Consider the following 13834-nt stretch of genomic DNA (forward strand, 5'->3'; position numbering starts at 1 on the left):
CTGCAGGAGGGGCTCACCAACGCCGACGTTGGTCGGGGCATCGGGGTGCGGTAACAAGCCCACGACGTCACTGTTGCGTCGAAAGCGTGCTGCGTCTGTGCGGCAGCGCACGCCGCGTGCATGTCGGTCAGCGTGCGCTAACGCACGGACCCAGGCGCAGGTGACGCGCACGATCGACGCCACGCACTGTTCACAAGGATTTCCATGTCACTCTTTCAGGCCATCGTCTGGCTCGACCACCATCACGAAGAGATTCTGCAGTTCGATGCGACCCAAGTGACGGCGCAGCAGGTCAAGTCGCATATCCACTACACGCGCCGCCACGACAGCAAAACGCACAGCGAGCACGCGTTCTTTTCCGAGATATGTGAAGCGCTCTCCGGCGTCGACCCGATGCTGGTAGCCGGTTCGGCTGTGGCGCAGGCCGAGTTCCGCCACTATGTCGAAAAATTCCAGCCATTGGTGGCGGCACGTGTCGTCCGTTGGCAGACGCTCGACCATCCGAGCGCGAGCGAGCTGATCGCGCTGGCGCGCCGCTATTTCATGGCGCATTCGGAAGTCGCGGCGGGACAGTTCGAATGATCCGCACGTTCGGCGGTAATACGCTGGCGGCAGCGGTGCTCGGCATCGCCTTGTGGGGGTCTGCATCGCCCGCCGCGCTCGCCCAGGTCGCGGGGTCCACTGTGTTGGGCATCACGACGACCGAAAGCAGCCGTGCGGCGATTGGCTGGAGCGCCAGGGAAAGCATCCTTGGCAGGGACGTCTACAACGAAACCGGCGAGAAGCTCGGCAAGGTTGAGGACCTGATCGTTGACCGCGTGCGCAACGTTTCTTTCCTGATCATCGAGGTCGGTGGTATCGCCGGCATGGAGCGTCATGCGGTCGCGATACCGGCGGTGCAGGTGCAGTTGGTCGGCGACCGGATGGTGCTGTCGGGCGTGACCCGCGAGGTGATGGCGGGCCTGCCGCCGTTTATCTACGCGCCGATCACGCGGTCGCAAAGCTCGATTGTCGACAGGGCTGAGCGCGACATCGACAAGGCCCGGCAGCAGCTCGCGCAGCTGCAGTCTCTGGCCCGCCCGGAGGCCGGTCTCGAACTGGCGGTGGACGACGTGCGAGAAAAGATCGATGCGATGAACACTGCCGAAGACGGCAGCTGGAAGGCAGCCGAGCGCGAGGTGCGGGTCGCTGACACCCGCTTGCGCAAGGTCATGAAGTCCCTGTCGCGGTGACACATGCCGCGGTCGCTCCCTAACCCACAACAGTCTAGGATTCCAAATGAAAAAGTTCATCTTTCCGCTTGCGCTCATTCTGGCGCCATGGATCGCTCCCTCCGCGCTGGCGCAGGGTCAGGGAGAGGCTGATTCCGCCGGAGCCAAGTCGCCTCCCACGCAGGCGACCAGTCCGACGGAGCGACGTGATGCGAGGGCGGCGCGGCGACGCACGGGCGTCGGCGCTGCACGCGGAGCGCAACCAGGCGAGGGCGCAAGCGAGCCTGAACGCGATGCGCCTCTCCCACCGCGGTTTTCGGCCGCCGAGCGCAAGGCGGCGGCACTGCAGCGCAGCCAGGCCAACAGTGCCGCCAACAAGGCGGGCCGCTTCTCGCGTGGCGGCAATGGCGATGCGCCGGAAAAGCAAAAGCGCTGAGGCGACAGGGGGTACCTCATGGCATCCAGGAAGTCCAACACACGCAAAAGGCGCCGCGCCAATCCACAGAAGCTCGCCAGATGGAAAGGCCACGCGGCTCAGCCTCTGCGTGATCGCTTAGCTGTGCAGGCTGCAGTCGACCGGTGGGACAACGAGGGCGGAGCAGGACCGGGCGGACGACCTCAGGCGGCGGATGTTCCTTGATGCACTGACCGCGCAGTCGAACGTGGCGACGGCACCAGGAGAAGACTCCTGTGCTCTGCTCGTCTAGGCGCTCAGGGCTTCTCTGGTCAGTCCCCATGCGCGGCTGAGTTTCGCGCTGCGCTCCGCGTAGGCCGTGTGGACACGCTCCAGCCGGGTTTCGAGTCGTGCGCGGACCTTCCCTTGCGCCTTGGCAATTTGCGCTTCGATTGCGTGGACCCTGAGCTCTGTCTCCTGCCGGAATTCCGCCAGCTTCTTGGTCGCGCGAGCGGTCGTTTGCGCAAGATTGGTCTGCGTGGACGACAGCGCGGCCCGCAGCCGGGTCTGCGCTGCGCCGCTCGAGTGCTGGCACTCGGCCTCGAGTCCGCTGATTTCCGCCTTCATCGCGACGATGTCCTGGTCGAACTGGTCTTGCAGCATTGCCATGCGCGCGCGCCGGATCACCGAGCCGCCCAAGTCGTCCATCGCGGCGTCGACGGGCGTAACCCAGTCCTCCTCGACCTCGGCCACCACGGCCGTCGTGCCGGGTTTGAGAAAGGTCGATGCCTCCTCGATGAAGCCAGGACCAACTCCGGCAACCCAGTAGTCCCGAACGGTGCCCAGCAGCGTACCCGCTGCAGCACCGGCGACCACGCCCACCGGTCCGGCCAGCAGACCGATCAGCGCGCCGACAGCCAGTCCCATGCCGGCGCCGACACCAAATGAGTCCACAGCCTTTTTGACGCTCACCAGGCCCTTGGCATCTTTTGAAATCACGCCGAGCGCGTAGAGGGTGATGTCGCCTTCGCTGTCGAGGTTCCGCAGGACACGTGTTCCCGCCTCGGCGTCGGCTTCGGTGCCGAAAACGACCACGAGCAGTTTGTTCATGCGTATTCTCCTGTGGGTGAGCCGGTCAACCGGTCGTGGTGCCGACCGACTTCTTCAGCCGCGCCAGGGCGGCACTGACGTCGCCCTCGAACTCTTTCCAATGGGCCGCGCCGGCGCGGTTCATCTCGGCCAGCTTGTCTTCCGCTTCGCGCAAGTCGACGCGTATCGCGGCGTTGTGCTGGTCGAGCTTTTGCTTCATGTCCCCCGTGGCGGCCGAAGCCTTCTTGTCGAGTGTCGCCATGTCGCGCTTGGCCGAGGCGATGTCGCGATGGGCATCGGCCACGAAGCGATTGCGCCCGGCGTTGCCGTTGGCGTAGTGGAAGGGCGGCAGGGCCTTGAGTGCGTCCTTGGTGGCGCCCGGCATGAGAAGCTTGCCGTCTTGCTCCCGCACCTGCGCGATCGGCACAGCCACATCGTGCTGGGCCATGCCCAGGAAGCCGCCAGCGCCGATGATGACGTAGGACACGCTGCGCTCGGGGTCGACGATCAGGTCTTGCACTTTGCCGATCTTGGCGCCCGCGTCGTTGTAGACGGTCTTGCCCAGAACGCTCTTCTTGACGCTCCATCCGACCGCAAGCCTTTCAGTTTCGGTGATGCTGACGCCGACAGTGGTGGTGGAGCCTGCGATCTGGGCCATGGCGGCGGTTGCAGTGGTCAGGACACCCGAGATGGCGAGTGCGGCGAACAGAATGGTTTTCTTCATGATGGTCTTTCTCAGGTTGGGAGGTCTTCGCAATCTGTTTTATCGACACAGAGGGAGGCGGTCTGTGCGTTAGCGAACGTCGTGCGGACATCGGGCCGGCGCGTGATTGCCATTCCCCATGCATTTGTGGTGGCGCAGTCTGTGCGGCAGCGCACATAGAAATGCATTTGTTTGCGCGCCCACTCATTGACTGTGTCGAATCCAACATAGAGCCTTTCTTTTGATGGACTCCATTTAGCGACCACTCTATAAGTGCGAAAGCGAACATAGTCTCGCTAGCGCTCGCACAAGCGGGTTTTCATCCGTCGACCGCAGTCGGTCGAGCGTCTCCATGCCAAGGAACCTCTCTCCATGCCGAAATCGATCGACCCCATGCAGAACGGACTGCTCTCCTCGCTGCCTGCGGCAGAGTGGGCACGCTGGCGCGATCAGCTCGAGATGGTCTCTTTGCCGCTCGGGAAGGTCTTGCACGAGTCGGGAGGTGTGCAAAGCCACGTTTATTTTCCCACCACGGCGATCGTGTCCCTGCTCTACATGATGGAGAACGGTTCATCGGCTGAGATTGCTGTGGTGGGCAACGAAGGCGTGGTCGGCATCTCGCTTTTCATGGGGGGCGAGTCCACAACCAACAGAGCAGTGGTGCAGAGCGCGGGCCGTGCCTTCCGCCTCCCTGCTGCGGTGCTGAAGGAGGAATTCAAACGCTCGCCGGTCCTTCACCTGCTGCTGCGCTACACGCAAGCGCTGATCACGCAGATGGCGCAGACGGCCGTCTGCAACCGACATCATTCGCTCGACCAGCAGCTGTGCCGCTGGCTGCTGCTCAGCTTGGATCGGCTGCAGGGCGACGAACTGATCATGACGCAGGAACTGATCGCCAATATGCTCGGTGTGCGGCGTGAGGGGGTGACCGAGAGTGCGCTCAAACTGCAGAAAGCCGGCTTGATCCGGTACTCCCGAGGGCACATCACGGTGCTCGATCGTCCCGGCATCGAGGAGCGCAGCTGCGAGTGCTATGCAGTGGTCAAAAAGGAGTACGACCGCTTGCTGCCCGACGAGATGGCGGTTTGAGAGCAGGCATGCGAGCTCAGGTGATGAGCTGGTTGTTGAAGGCGAAATAGGTCAGGTCGCTGTTGGTCGAGAGACTCAGCTTTTCCGGCAGACGCGAGCGGCAGGTGCTGACCGTCTTGACCCAAAGCGCCGGCCCGGCCGCAATCGCGCTGGTCATCCAGAGTGCGAATGGCACCCAGGCCGGGCTCGGGCAGTGCAAGCACGAGCACATCGAGCTTCTTCGTGCTTTTCGACAGCCTGCGCGACGCGCGCCCGTCTGGTCGCCCGCGCCACCATAACGGCGCTATGTGTGCTGGCAGACAGTCGGCGGTGCGAAATTACACCAAGGTGGGTTTCCCCAAGGAGACTCATTTGCCCAATAACCAAAACCATTTGATGCACATGCTCCCGCGCCAGGAGCGCGCGAGACTGCTTTCCATCTGCAAGCCGGTGGAGCTGGTGCTCGGCGACGTGCTCTGCCGGCCTGGCGAAACGCTGCGGCATGTGCATTTTCCGGTGGACAGTTTCATCTCACTCGTGACCAACACCGACGACCACCCGGGCCTGGAGGTCGGCATGATCGGGCGAGAAGGCATGTTGGGCGCACACCTGGCGCTCGGCGTGGCACGCGTGCCGCTGCAGGCGCTGGTGCAGGGGGCCGGCACTGCGTGGCAGGCCGATGTGGCGGCCTTTCGGCGTGTGTGGCCGCAGAGCCTCTCGCTCCACCGTGTCATGGGGCGATACGTTTACGTCCTGATGGCGCAACTTGCTTCGTCGGCAGCGTGCCTGCGCTATCACCTCATCGCGCCGCGTCTGGCGCGCTGGCTTCTCATGAGTCAGGATCGCGCGCACGCCGATCACTTTCGCGTGACCCAGGAATTCCTGGCCTACATGCTGGGCGTACGGCGTGTCGGCGTCACGGCCGCTGCAGGCGCCTTGCAAGACGCCGGCCTGATCAGTTACAGGCGCGGAAACATGGCGATCCTCGACCGGAGCGGGTTGGAAGCGGCGGCCTGCAGCTGCTACGCGGCCGACGCGGCCGTCTACACCCAACAGCTGCGCTGAAATCATGCGCTGGAACGTAGAAGGTCGAAGTACGGCGGCGCTGTTATCGGCCTGCACTGGCTGATGCTGCTGCTCATCAGCGCGGTGTATGCGTGCATGGAGCTGCGCCGCTGGATGCCCAGGGCCAGTGCATGGCGGCAGAGGCCTTCGCATTCACTGTTCGCCAGCGCACAGACCCTGCGCCTGCGGGGTCCTAGCCTCGAGGCCATGAATACCCACACCGCATCACGGAGCGCCTCGAAGGTCGTCGGCCGGGTCAGGACCCTCGCATGAAGCCCGGGACCGGCGAACTGCACTCTGCGTTGGCAGGCGGGGAGGCGGACCTGGCCGACGCGGTGTTCGGCCAGAGCCATGCGCCGGCCGACAGAGACGTCACGGTCCGCAAAGCGTCGCGTCTGCTGGCGCGGCTGTTCGATGGCTTTGCCTGCGATGGGGCGATCCGGCTGTGGGACGGTATGCTGGTGCCGCTGGGCCCTGCGCGTAACGCCACCCCTGCCTTCACGCTTGTCTTTCGGAACCCGCAGGTCATCGGCGCGATGGTGCTTGGACGAGAGCGGCTGCGTCTGGCCGAAGCCTATTTCCGCGGTGACATCGACATCGAAGGCGACTTCTTCAAGGCGCTGGGGCTGAAGGACCATCTGATGGCCATCCGCCTGTCGTGGGCCGATCGGCTGCGCGTGCTGGCGCCGGCGCTGCGACTGGCCTGGCCCGGGCGGGGCGATGGCCAGCTTTCCGCTGCCGGCACGCCTTTACATGCCGACCGTGTAAAGGCGCATTCGAAGTCGGAGAACCGCGTGGCGGTGCAGTTTCACTACGACCTCTCCAACGCGTTCTATGCGCTGTGGCTCGATCGCGCGATGGTCTATTCCTGCGCGTACTTCGCATCGCCGGTGCAGGGGCTGGACGAGGCCCAGGCGGCGAAGCTGGACCATATCTGCCGCAAGCTGCGGCTCCAGCCGCAGGACCGTCTGCTCGACATCGGCTGCGGCTGGGGCGCCTTGCTGCTGCACGCTGCGAAGCACTACGGCGTCGAGGCGCATGGCGTGACGCTCAGCCGCAAGCAACTGGCCGTGGCGCAGCAGCGGATCGCGGCCGCGGGCCTGGGGCATCGCGTGACGGTCGAGTTGCGCGACTACCGCGATCTAGGCGCCGCGCGCTACGACAAGATCGCCAGCGTCGGCATGTTCGAGCACGTTGGCCTGCGCAACCTGCCGGCCTACTTCGACATGGTGCACCGCCTGCTCAAGCCGGGCGGGGTCTTCCTCAACCACGGCATTACCCACCACGTCGAAGGCTGGAAGAAGACGCTCTCGACCGAGTTCATCAATCGCTACATCTTTCCCGACGGACAGCTCGACACAGTGAGCAACGTGCAGCGCGTGATGGAGGCGAGCGGGTTCGAGATCGCCGATGTCGAGTCGCTTCGCAGCCACTACGCGCTGACGCTGCGTCACTGGGTGCGCCGCCTCGAGTCGCACCACGCGGAAGCGCTGCAGTTCGTCAATGAGGCGACCTACCGGGTGTGGCGCCTGTACATGGCGGCCTGCGCGCTCGAGTTCGAATCCGGCGAGATCGGCGTGTATCAGCTGCTCGCCACACGACGCGATGGCGGCGTGAACCCGCTGCCGCTGACGCGCGCACATCTCTACGCCACCGGCGTCGACAAGGAAAAGTCATGACCTACGCAACCCTCATGGTCCATCTGCAGCCCGGCCGCTCGAACGTGGCGGTGCTCGCGTGGGCCCGCCGGCTGGCGGGCAGTTTCAATGCCGCCGTCGTCGGCATCGCCGCGACCCAACCCATGCCGATGGCCGTCGGCGACGGCCTGATGGCGGCCGACCTCTACGAACTGAGCCGCGACGAGATGACCGGGGAGGTCGGCCAGGCGGAGGCCGAGTTCCGGAGCGCACTGGCCCCGACGGTGACCGATCTCAGCTGGCGATCGGCGTCGCTGATGACCTCGTTGCCCGACTACATGGCGCGCGAGATGCGCAGTGCCGACCTGCTGCTGACCGGCGTCGACGCCAGCGACTACTTCGACAACATGCGCCGCGTCGACACCACCGACCTGATCATGCGCGCCGGCCGGCCGGTGCTGCTCGTGCCGGCGCTGGCCGAGACGCCGCGCATGGACCGCATGATGATCGGCTGGAAGGACACGCGCGAGACGCGCCGTGCCGTGGTCGACGCGCTGCCGCTGCTGCGCATGGCGGCGCACGTGACGCTCGCCGAAGTGCGCGGCGAAGCCACGCGCGCCGAGGGCGACAGTCGCCTGGCGGACGTCGCTGTCTGGCTGGCCCGGCACGGCGTCGACGCCGAGTGCGTGTCCTCGCCACCGGGGGGCGACGATGCGACCGTCCTGTTCGCCCTGGGCCAGGACCGGGGCATCGACATCACCGTCGCCGGCGCGTACGGCCACAGCCGCCTGCGCGAATGGGCGCTGGGCGGCGTCACGCGCGACCTGCTCGTGAGCGGCCAGCGCTGCTCGCTTGTCTCGCACTAGCGCCGCTGCACATCGGGCCAGCGGGTGCGTTACCGCACAGACCCGAAGGCCGGCCGCCGCGCAAGCTGGTGTCTTTGCAACCAGGACGAACCGCCATGACCAAGACCGACAGCCAGATCCAGTACGACGTGCTCGCCGAACTCGCGTGGGAACCCTCGGTCGACGCGGCTTCGATCGGCGTCGAGGTGCACGACGGCATCGTGACGCTCGCCGGCCATGTGCAGAGAGCTTCAACGCCAAGTGGGAGGCCGAGCATGCGGCCAAGCGCGTGAGCGGCGTCAAGGCGCTGGCCATCGAGATCGACGTCAAGCTGCCCGGCAGCGACACCCGCACCGATGCCGACATCGCGCGCTCGGCGGAGAACGTGATCGAGTGGATGACCTACCTGCCCAAGGACGCGGTCAAGGTGCTCGTCGAGAACGGATGGATCACCCTGAGCGGCCAGGTCGACTGGGCGTTCCAGAAGGAGGGCGCCGAGTCGGGCGTGCGCTCGCTCATGGGCGTGACGGGCGTCAGCGACCAGATCGTGCTCAAGGCCAAGGTGGCGATGAGCGCCGTGAAGGACGACATCGAGACCGCGCTTCAACGCCGCGCCCATGCGGCGGCGCGCGACATCACGGTGGCGATCGACGGGTCGGACGTGACGCTCGCGGGCACGGTGCACAGCTGGTCGGAGCGCTCGCTGGCGCGCCGCACCGCGTGGAGTACGCCGGGCGTGCAGCGCGTGATCGACCACATGGTCGTGACCGATTGAGGGGCCTGCCATGACCGACGTTCAAGCCGAAGGCTGGGTACGCATCATCCGCGGCGGCGACCGGGTGCTCATTCGCCCGCTGCACTCGCAGGATGCCGAGATGGAGCGTCGCTTCATCGAAGCGTTGTCGCCGGTCGCACGACGTTTCCGCTTTCTCGAAACGATGAAGACGCCGAGCGAAGCGCTGCTCAAGCAGCTGACGGTGCTCGACCCCGCGACCGATGCGGCCTTCGTGGCGGTGACGGTGACCGGCTCGCGCGAAGCGCCGATCGGCGTGGGCCGCTTCAGCGCCGACCGCGGCGGCAGGGACTGCGAGTTCGCGGTCACCGTGGCCGACGCGTGCCAGCAGAAGGGCCTCGGCACGCTGCTGATGGAGCACCTGATCGCGACCGCCCGCCAGCGCGGCCTGCGCAGCATGTACTCCAGCGACGCATGGGACAACGAACTGATGCGCCGGTTCGCCGCGCACATGGGCCTGCGCCACGAGCCCGACCCGGACGACGCCACCCAGGTGCGCTACAGCCTCGACCTTAAGCCGCTGCCGCCGGCCGTGAACATGCTCGCAGGGCCAGGGGCGGCGCGCTGACTCTTCACTGCGGCGTGCGCGTGGGCGCAGGCACCGCGCCGTGAACCGGCAATGCATTCAGCGGAATGCGCAGGTAGGAGACCCCGTTCTCGTCGGCCGGCGGGAAGTGACCGGCGCGCACGTTGACCTGGATGGACGGCAGGATCAGCGTGGGCACATCGAGCGTGGCGTCGCGTGCCTGACGCATCGCCACGAATTCGTCTTCGCCGATGCCGTCGTGTGCATGGATGTTGTGTGCGCGCTGCTCGGCGACGGTGGTTTCCCAGTGCGCCGCACGCGAGGCCGGCGGATAGTCGTGGCACACGTACATGCGGGTCTCGGGCGGCAGGGCGAGCAGCCGCCGCATCGAGCCGTACAGCTGATGGGCATCGCCGCCGGGGAAGTCGGCGCGTGCACTGCCGACGTCCGGCATGAAGAGGGTGTCGCCGACGAACACGGCGTCCTCGATGAGGTAGGCCATGTCGGCCGGTGTGTGGCCGGGCACCAGCAAGGCGCGGGCCTCGATGCTGCCGATCATGAAGGTCTCGCCGTCCTTGAACAGGTGATCGAACTGGCTGCCATCGAGCAGGAAGCTGCGCTCCAGGTTGTAGAGCTTCTTGAAGGTGGCCTGCACGACACGGATGTTCTCGCCGATGGCGATCTTGCCGCCGAGGCGCTCCTGCAGGTAGCGCGCGCCCGAGAGGTGATCCGCGTGGGCGTGGGTCTCGAGGATCCAGTCGACCTGCAGCGCGTGGCGCTCCACGCAGGCGATGACCTTGTCCGACGACGCGCCCGCGGTGTGGCCCGACTTGAAGTCGTAGTCGAGCACGGGGTCGATGACGGCGGCGCGCAGGGTCGCAGGGTCCCACACGAGGTAGGTGACGGTCCAGGTCCCGGGGTCGAAGAAGGCCTGGGTGATGGCGCGGTGGTTCATGGCGGATTCTCGCTTTCGTGATTTTGAATCTATTGAACAATAATATATCTAGGAATATAATGAAACAACTTCTTTAACACTTCGATCGACTCATGAAAGCAGCCTCGCCTCCGGCGCTCGACCCCGAAACACTTCGTCTTGCAGCCGACAAGGCGGTCGGCGCGCTCAAGCTGCTCGCCAACGTGGAACGCATGTTGTTGCTGTGCCAGCTTTCGCAAGGCGAGATGTGCGTGAGCGAACTCGAGGTGCAGCTCGGCATCCGGCAGCCGACCCTCTCCCAGCAACTGGGCGTGCTGCGCAACGAAGGCGTGGTCAACACCCGCCGCGAAGGCAAGAACATCTTCTACAGCGTGGTCGATCCCGACCTGCTCGAGATCCTCGCGGTGCTCTACCGTCTCTACTGTCCCAAGGAAAAATGATGACGATTGCATGGAATGCATTCACCCCCTGGTCGGCCCTGTCGGGCGGGGTGCTGATCGGCCTCGCTGCGGCGATGTTCGTGTTGCTGAACGGACGGATCGCCGGCATCAGCGGCGTCCTCGGCGGGTTGTTCAGACCGGTCGGCGGCGACGTGGCCTGGCGGGCGGCCTTCGTGATCGGGCTGGTCGGCGCGCCCGTGGTCTACGGCCTGTTCGCCGTGTTGCCGACCCCTCGGATCGATGCGCAGTTCGGCGCGCTGGTGGCCGCAGGGCTGCTGGTAGGCGTCGGCACCCGCTACGGCGCGGGCTGCACCAGCGGCCACGGTGTGTGCGGATTGGCGCGCCTGTCGCCGCGCTCCTTGGTCGCCACGGTGGCCTTCATGGCGGCCGGCTTCGTCACGGTGTTCGTGATGCGTCACCTGTTCGGTCTCTGAGGAATCCCATGACCACCGTTTTCGTCTCCCTTCTCTCGGGCCTTGTCTTCGGACTGGGCCTCATCCTCTCCGGCATGGCCAACCCGGCCAAGGTGCTGGGGTTCCTCGATCTCGCCGGCGCATGGGACCCCTCGCTCGCGTTCGTGATGGCCGGCGCCATCGCGGTCGCCGCGATCGCGTTCGCGGTCGCCAGGAAGCGCTCGGTGCCGCTGCTCGGCGCGGCCATGAAGCTGCCCACTGCGCGCGACATCGACCGCCGCCTGGTCCTCGGCAGCGTGTTGTTCGGCATCGGCTGGGGCGTGGCGGGCTTCTGCCCGGGGCCCGGGTTGGTCGCGCTCGGCATGGGGCAGGCCAAGGCGCTCGTGTTCGTGCTCGCGATGCTGGCAGGCATGGGGGTTTTCGAGTTGCTGGAGCGCCGCCGGCAGGCCGTGCAGCCGCGTGCCACCTGAGGCCCGACGATGAACGTCGACATGGTCTGGCTGTCCACGCTGGTCACCTTCATGATGCTCTTCGGCTATGAGGCCACGGTGGCCGTGGCGCAGCGACGCCGGCCGGAGCGCATGGCGCGCACCGCGCATGCCGCCCTGCGTGAGGACTGGTTCGCTGCAGTGTCGCTGCATGGGGGGTCCGAGCTGCTGTCGGTGCAGACCCTGCGCAATGCGCTGATGTCGGCCACCATGACAGCCTCGACCGCGGTGCTCGGCCTCATGGGCACGGTCACGCTCGCGGCGCCGTCGCTGCATGTGAGCCTGGGCGAAGCGGCCGCATTGCCACGCCTCACGCCCCGGCTCGTGCTCGAGCTGCTGCTGCTCACCTTGCTGTTCGCGTCATTGGTCTGCTCGGCCATGGCGGTGCGCTACTACAACCATGCGGGCTTCATCAGCGGGATGCCGCTGGAATCGGAGGCGCGGCAACGCTGGGCCCCCGCCGGCGCGGCCTATGTGCGGCGCGCGGGGCTGCTCTACAGCTGGGGCCTTCGGCACCTGATCCTGGTGGCGCCCATCCTCGCGTCCCTGCTGCATCCGTTCGCCGGGCCCGTGGCGGCGGTGCTGATCGTGGCGGTGTTGTCCCGCTTCGATCGCGCCGCAGTCCACGAGGGATAGCCCACCGCGTGGCTGCACGTCGTGCGGTCAGGCGGCCTCGAGCCACTGCCGGGCCAGGCTCTCCGGTGCGGCCATCGCGGCGGCGTCCGCCACGATGGCGGCGGCGGCTTCCATCCCCTGCAGTGGCTCATCCACGCCCGCCAGCTTCTCGAGCACCGACAGATCGGCCTCCGAAGGGTCCGCGCCGGCCGCCATGCGCAACTGGATGCGTTGGCGAAGCACCGGCAGCGCCGCCCGGCAATCGAAGATGGCAAAGGGTGCGCGTCGCGATGCGGCAAGGTCGGCGAACGCGGCCCTCTCCGAATGGCGCAGGAACGCCGCGTCGACGATCACCGGCCAACCGCTCTGCAGGGCGGTGCCGGCCACCGCTTGCAGGCGCGCGTAGGTGCGGCGCGTGGTCGCCGGGTCGTAGATGCCTGCGGGCACATGGTCCCGGGACGGGGCCAGCGCGTCGAGCCCGAACAGGCGCTTGCGCTCGACGTCGGACCGCACGCAGACCGCACCGGCCGCCTCGAGCACGCCTTGCGAGACGAAGCTCTTGCCAGACCCCGGGAGGCCGTGGGTGATGGCGAGCCGCGGGTCGGTGCTGCGCGACAGCGCTTCGGCGAGCGCCGTGTACGCGGCCGCGTCGCAACCCTCGACGGCGTGCACGCCCTGCTGCGCGGCGAGCGTGGTCACCTGCGCGCGGACCAGCGCGCGGCACACCATGGCGAAGCGCAGGCCGGGCAGGGCGTCGTAGTCGCCGCTCGCTGAAAAGTAGGCGTTGAGAAAGCGGAAGGCCAGCGCGCGGCGGTCGTGCGCGAGCAGGTCCATGGCCAGGAAGGCGATGTCGTCGACCACGTCGGTCCAGCGCAATGCGGCATCGAACTCGATCCCGTCGAACGCGGCCGCCTCGCCGTCGAGCTGCAGCACGTTGCCCAGGTGCAGGTCGCCGTGGCATTCGCGCACGCGGCCGGCGCGCTGCCGTGCGGCCCACCAGGGCGCGAGGGTCGCGAGTTGCGTCTCCAACCACGCGGCCAGCGCCGGCGTGCCGACCGTTTCGCGCAGGCCGAGCACCACCTTCTCGTGCGCCGCGGGCGATCCGAATGCGCTGCCCGCGGGTGCCACGGCGGCGTCGCGATGGAAGGCGGCGAGCGTCTGCGCTAGCGCGTCGACGTGGTGCGGGGCCAGCGTGCCGGCCCGCAGCATCTCGCGCCACAACGCGCCGTCCGGGAAGCGCCGCATGCGGACCGCGGCATCGACTGCTTCGCCCGGGCCGCCGAAGGTGGCGCCATGGCCGTCGTCGCCGATCGGCACCACGTCGGGGTAGAGCGACGGCGCCAGGCGGCGGTTGAGCCGCAGTTCCTCTTCGCAGAAGCGCTGGCGCGCGGCCAGCGTCGTGCAGTCCAGGAAGGGCAGGTGCAAGGGCTTCTTGAGCTTGTAGGCCGTCGACTGGCCGAGGAGCAGCCAGGAGATGTGGGTTTCGATCAGTTTCGCCGGCGCGCCGTCGCGGGCCGTGAGCGACGCCTGCAGGGTCGCGACGCGCGCGGTCGCCGCGGCCAGGAGGGGAGAGGTCTTCACCCGACACACCATACAGGCAAGGGTGGGTTCGG

The 13834-nt window shown here is 66.9% G+C and carries 17 protein-coding genes and 2 pseudogenes; 14 read left to right on the plus strand and 5 right to left on the minus strand.

Going from position 1 to position 13834, the window contains the following annotated elements:
* The first annotated feature begins 204 nt into the window (after positions 1-204).
* Genes VLK31_RS19650 through VLK31_RS19660 form a run of 3 tightly spaced genes read left to right on the plus strand, consistent with a single transcriptional unit; the run spans position 205 to position 1647 of the window.
* Positions 205-582, plus strand: a complete 378-nt coding sequence (locus tag VLK31_RS19650; protein WP_409170117.1) for a hypothetical protein — start codon at positions 205-207, stop codon at positions 580-582.
* Positions 579-1232 carry a PRC-barrel domain-containing protein gene (locus VLK31_RS19655; protein WP_409170118.1) on the plus strand — a complete coding sequence of 218 codons (654 nt, stop codon included), beginning with the start codon at positions 579-581 and terminating at the stop codon, positions 1230-1232. The genes VLK31_RS19650 and VLK31_RS19655 overlap by 4 nt, the downstream gene beginning before the upstream one ends.
* Before the next feature lie 46 nt (positions 1233-1278).
* Entirely contained in the window at positions 1279-1647 is a 369-nt protein-coding gene (locus tag VLK31_RS19660; RefSeq protein WP_409170119.1) for a hypothetical protein, read from the plus strand.
* Positions 1648-1914: 267 nt separating this feature from the next.
* On the opposite strand, the gene VLK31_RS19665 is transcribed toward VLK31_RS19660, so the two are convergent.
* The gene (locus VLK31_RS19665) at positions 1915-2715 is read right to left on the minus strand and encodes a DUF1269 domain-containing protein (RefSeq protein ID WP_409170120.1); all 801 of its coding nucleotides are present in this window, start codon (positions 2713-2715) and stop codon (positions 1915-1917) included.
* Positions 2716-3025: 310 nt separating this feature from the next.
* Positions 3026-3418: pseudogene (locus VLK31_RS19670) on the minus strand (PRC-barrel domain-containing protein); the annotation flags it as partial.
* Between the two features lie 351 nt (positions 3419-3769).
* On the opposite strand from VLK31_RS19670, the gene VLK31_RS19675 reads away from it, so the two are divergent.
* Positions 3770-4486 carry a Crp/Fnr family transcriptional regulator gene (locus VLK31_RS19675; protein ID WP_409170121.1) on the plus strand — a complete coding sequence of 239 codons (717 nt, stop codon included), beginning with the start codon at positions 3770-3772 and terminating at the stop codon, positions 4484-4486.
* 16 nt (positions 4487-4502) lie between these two features.
* Here VLK31_RS19675 and VLK31_RS19680 read toward each other — a convergent pair.
* Positions 4503-4631: pseudogene (locus VLK31_RS19680) on the minus strand (DNA-binding response regulator); the annotation flags it as partial.
* Positions 4632-4837: 206 nt separating this feature from the next.
* Here VLK31_RS19680 and VLK31_RS19685 point away from each other — a divergent pair.
* From VLK31_RS19685 to VLK31_RS19710, 6 genes are all read left to right on the plus strand, one after another.
* The gene (locus tag VLK31_RS19685) at positions 4838-5530 is read left to right on the plus strand and encodes a Crp/Fnr family transcriptional regulator (RefSeq protein WP_409170122.1); all 693 of its coding nucleotides are present in this window, start codon (positions 4838-4840) and stop codon (positions 5528-5530) included.
* Between the two features lie 269 nt (positions 5531-5799).
* Entirely contained in the window at positions 5800-7209 is a 1410-nt protein-coding gene (locus tag VLK31_RS19690; protein WP_409170123.1) for a class I SAM-dependent methyltransferase, read from the plus strand.
* Positions 7206-8033 carry a universal stress protein gene (locus VLK31_RS19695; RefSeq protein ID WP_409170124.1) on the plus strand — a complete coding sequence of 276 codons (828 nt, stop codon included), beginning with the start codon at positions 7206-7208 and terminating at the stop codon, positions 8031-8033. The genes VLK31_RS19690 and VLK31_RS19695 overlap by 4 nt, the downstream gene beginning before the upstream one ends.
* A gap of 95 nt (positions 8034-8128) precedes the next feature.
* On the plus strand, positions 8129-8305 hold the full coding sequence (locus tag VLK31_RS19700) for a BON domain-containing protein (protein WP_409170125.1): 177 nt from the start codon (positions 8129-8131) through the stop codon (positions 8303-8305).
* Positions 8302-8787: a BON domain-containing protein gene (locus VLK31_RS19705; RefSeq protein ID WP_409170126.1), complete on the plus strand. Its 486-nt coding sequence runs from the start codon at positions 8302-8304 to the stop codon at positions 8785-8787. Before VLK31_RS19700 ends, VLK31_RS19705 begins: the two co-directional genes overlap by 4 nt.
* A 10-nt stretch (positions 8788-8797) precedes the next feature.
* Positions 8798-9373 carry a GNAT family N-acetyltransferase gene (locus tag VLK31_RS19710; protein WP_409170127.1) on the plus strand — a complete coding sequence of 192 codons (576 nt, stop codon included), beginning with the start codon at positions 8798-8800 and terminating at the stop codon, positions 9371-9373.
* Positions 9374-9377: 4 nt separating this feature from the next.
* On the opposite strand, the gene VLK31_RS19715 is transcribed toward VLK31_RS19710, so the two are convergent.
* Complete coding sequence (locus VLK31_RS19715) at positions 9378-10286, minus strand: MBL fold metallo-hydrolase (RefSeq protein WP_409170128.1); 909 nt, start codon at positions 10284-10286, stop codon at positions 9378-9380.
* Positions 10287-10378: 92 nt separating this feature from the next.
* On the opposite strand from VLK31_RS19715, the gene VLK31_RS19720 reads away from it, so the two are divergent.
* Genes VLK31_RS19720 through VLK31_RS19735 form a run of 4 tightly spaced genes read left to right on the plus strand, consistent with a single transcriptional unit; the run spans position 10379 to position 12242 of the window.
* Entirely contained in the window at positions 10379-10705 is a 327-nt protein-coding gene (locus VLK31_RS19720; RefSeq protein ID WP_068628668.1) for a metalloregulator ArsR/SmtB family transcription factor, read from the plus strand.
* Positions 10705-11139, plus strand: a complete 435-nt coding sequence (locus tag VLK31_RS19725; RefSeq protein ID WP_409170281.1) for a YeeE/YedE family protein — start codon at positions 10705-10707, stop codon at positions 11137-11139. The genes VLK31_RS19720 and VLK31_RS19725 overlap by 1 nt, the downstream gene beginning before the upstream one ends.
* An 8-nt stretch (positions 11140-11147) precedes the next feature.
* A complete protein-coding gene (locus VLK31_RS19730; protein WP_409170129.1) occupies positions 11148-11588 on the plus strand; it encodes a DUF6691 family protein in 441 nt (146 codons plus the stop codon).
* Between the two features lie 9 nt (positions 11589-11597).
* Entirely contained in the window at positions 11598-12242 is a 645-nt protein-coding gene (locus tag VLK31_RS19735; protein WP_409170130.1) for a DUF599 domain-containing protein, read from the plus strand.
* 27 nt (positions 12243-12269) lie between these two features.
* On the opposite strand, the gene VLK31_RS19740 is transcribed toward VLK31_RS19735, so the two are convergent.
* Entirely contained in the window at positions 12270-13802 is a 1533-nt protein-coding gene (locus tag VLK31_RS19740; RefSeq protein ID WP_409170131.1) for an AAA family ATPase, read from the minus strand.
* Between the last annotated feature and the right edge of the window lie 32 nt (positions 13803-13834).

Origin of the sequence: Variovorax sp. H27-G14 (genome assembly GCF_046156345.1) — a bacterium.
GTDB lineage: Bacteria > Pseudomonadota > Gammaproteobacteria > Burkholderiales > Burkholderiaceae_C > Variovorax.

Coding starts and splice junctions, on each gene's coding strand:
- VLK31_RS19650 (WP_409170117.1), top strand. CDS start 205: ATGTCACTCTTTCAGGCCATCGTCTGGCTCGACCACCATCACGAAGAG.
- VLK31_RS19660 (WP_409170119.1), top strand. CDS start 1,279: ATGAAAAAGTTCATCTTTCCGCTTGCGCTCATTCTGGCGCCATGGATC.
- VLK31_RS19725 (WP_409170281.1), top strand. CDS start 10,705: ATGACGATTGCATGGAATGCATTCACCCCCTGGTCGGCCCTGTCGGGC.
- VLK31_RS19715 (WP_409170128.1), bottom strand. CDS start 10,286: ATGAACCACCGCGCCATCACCCAGGCCTTCTTCGACCCCGGGACCTGG.
- VLK31_RS19730 (WP_409170129.1), top strand. CDS start 11,148: ATGACCACCGTTTTCGTCTCCCTTCTCTCGGGCCTTGTCTTCGGACTG.
- VLK31_RS19735 (WP_409170130.1), top strand. CDS start 11,598: ATGAACGTCGACATGGTCTGGCTGTCCACGCTGGTCACCTTCATGATG.
- VLK31_RS19695 (WP_409170124.1), top strand. CDS start 7,206: ATGACCTACGCAACCCTCATGGTCCATCTGCAGCCCGGCCGCTCGAAC.
- VLK31_RS19710 (WP_409170127.1), top strand. CDS start 8,798: ATGACCGACGTTCAAGCCGAAGGCTGGGTACGCATCATCCGCGGCGGC.
- VLK31_RS19665 (WP_409170120.1), bottom strand. CDS start 2,715: ATGAACAAACTGCTCGTGGTCGTTTTCGGCACCGAAGCCGACGCCGAG.
- VLK31_RS19700 (WP_409170125.1), top strand. CDS start 8,129: ATGACCAAGACCGACAGCCAGATCCAGTACGACGTGCTCGCCGAACTC.
- VLK31_RS19655 (WP_409170118.1), top strand. CDS start 579: ATGATCCGCACGTTCGGCGGTAATACGCTGGCGGCAGCGGTGCTCGGC.
- VLK31_RS19690 (WP_409170123.1), top strand. CDS start 5,800: ATGAAGCCCGGGACCGGCGAACTGCACTCTGCGTTGGCAGGCGGGGAG.
- VLK31_RS19720 (WP_068628668.1), top strand. CDS start 10,379: ATGAAAGCAGCCTCGCCTCCGGCGCTCGACCCCGAAACACTTCGTCTT.
- VLK31_RS19675 (WP_409170121.1), top strand. CDS start 3,770: ATGCCGAAATCGATCGACCCCATGCAGAACGGACTGCTCTCCTCGCTG.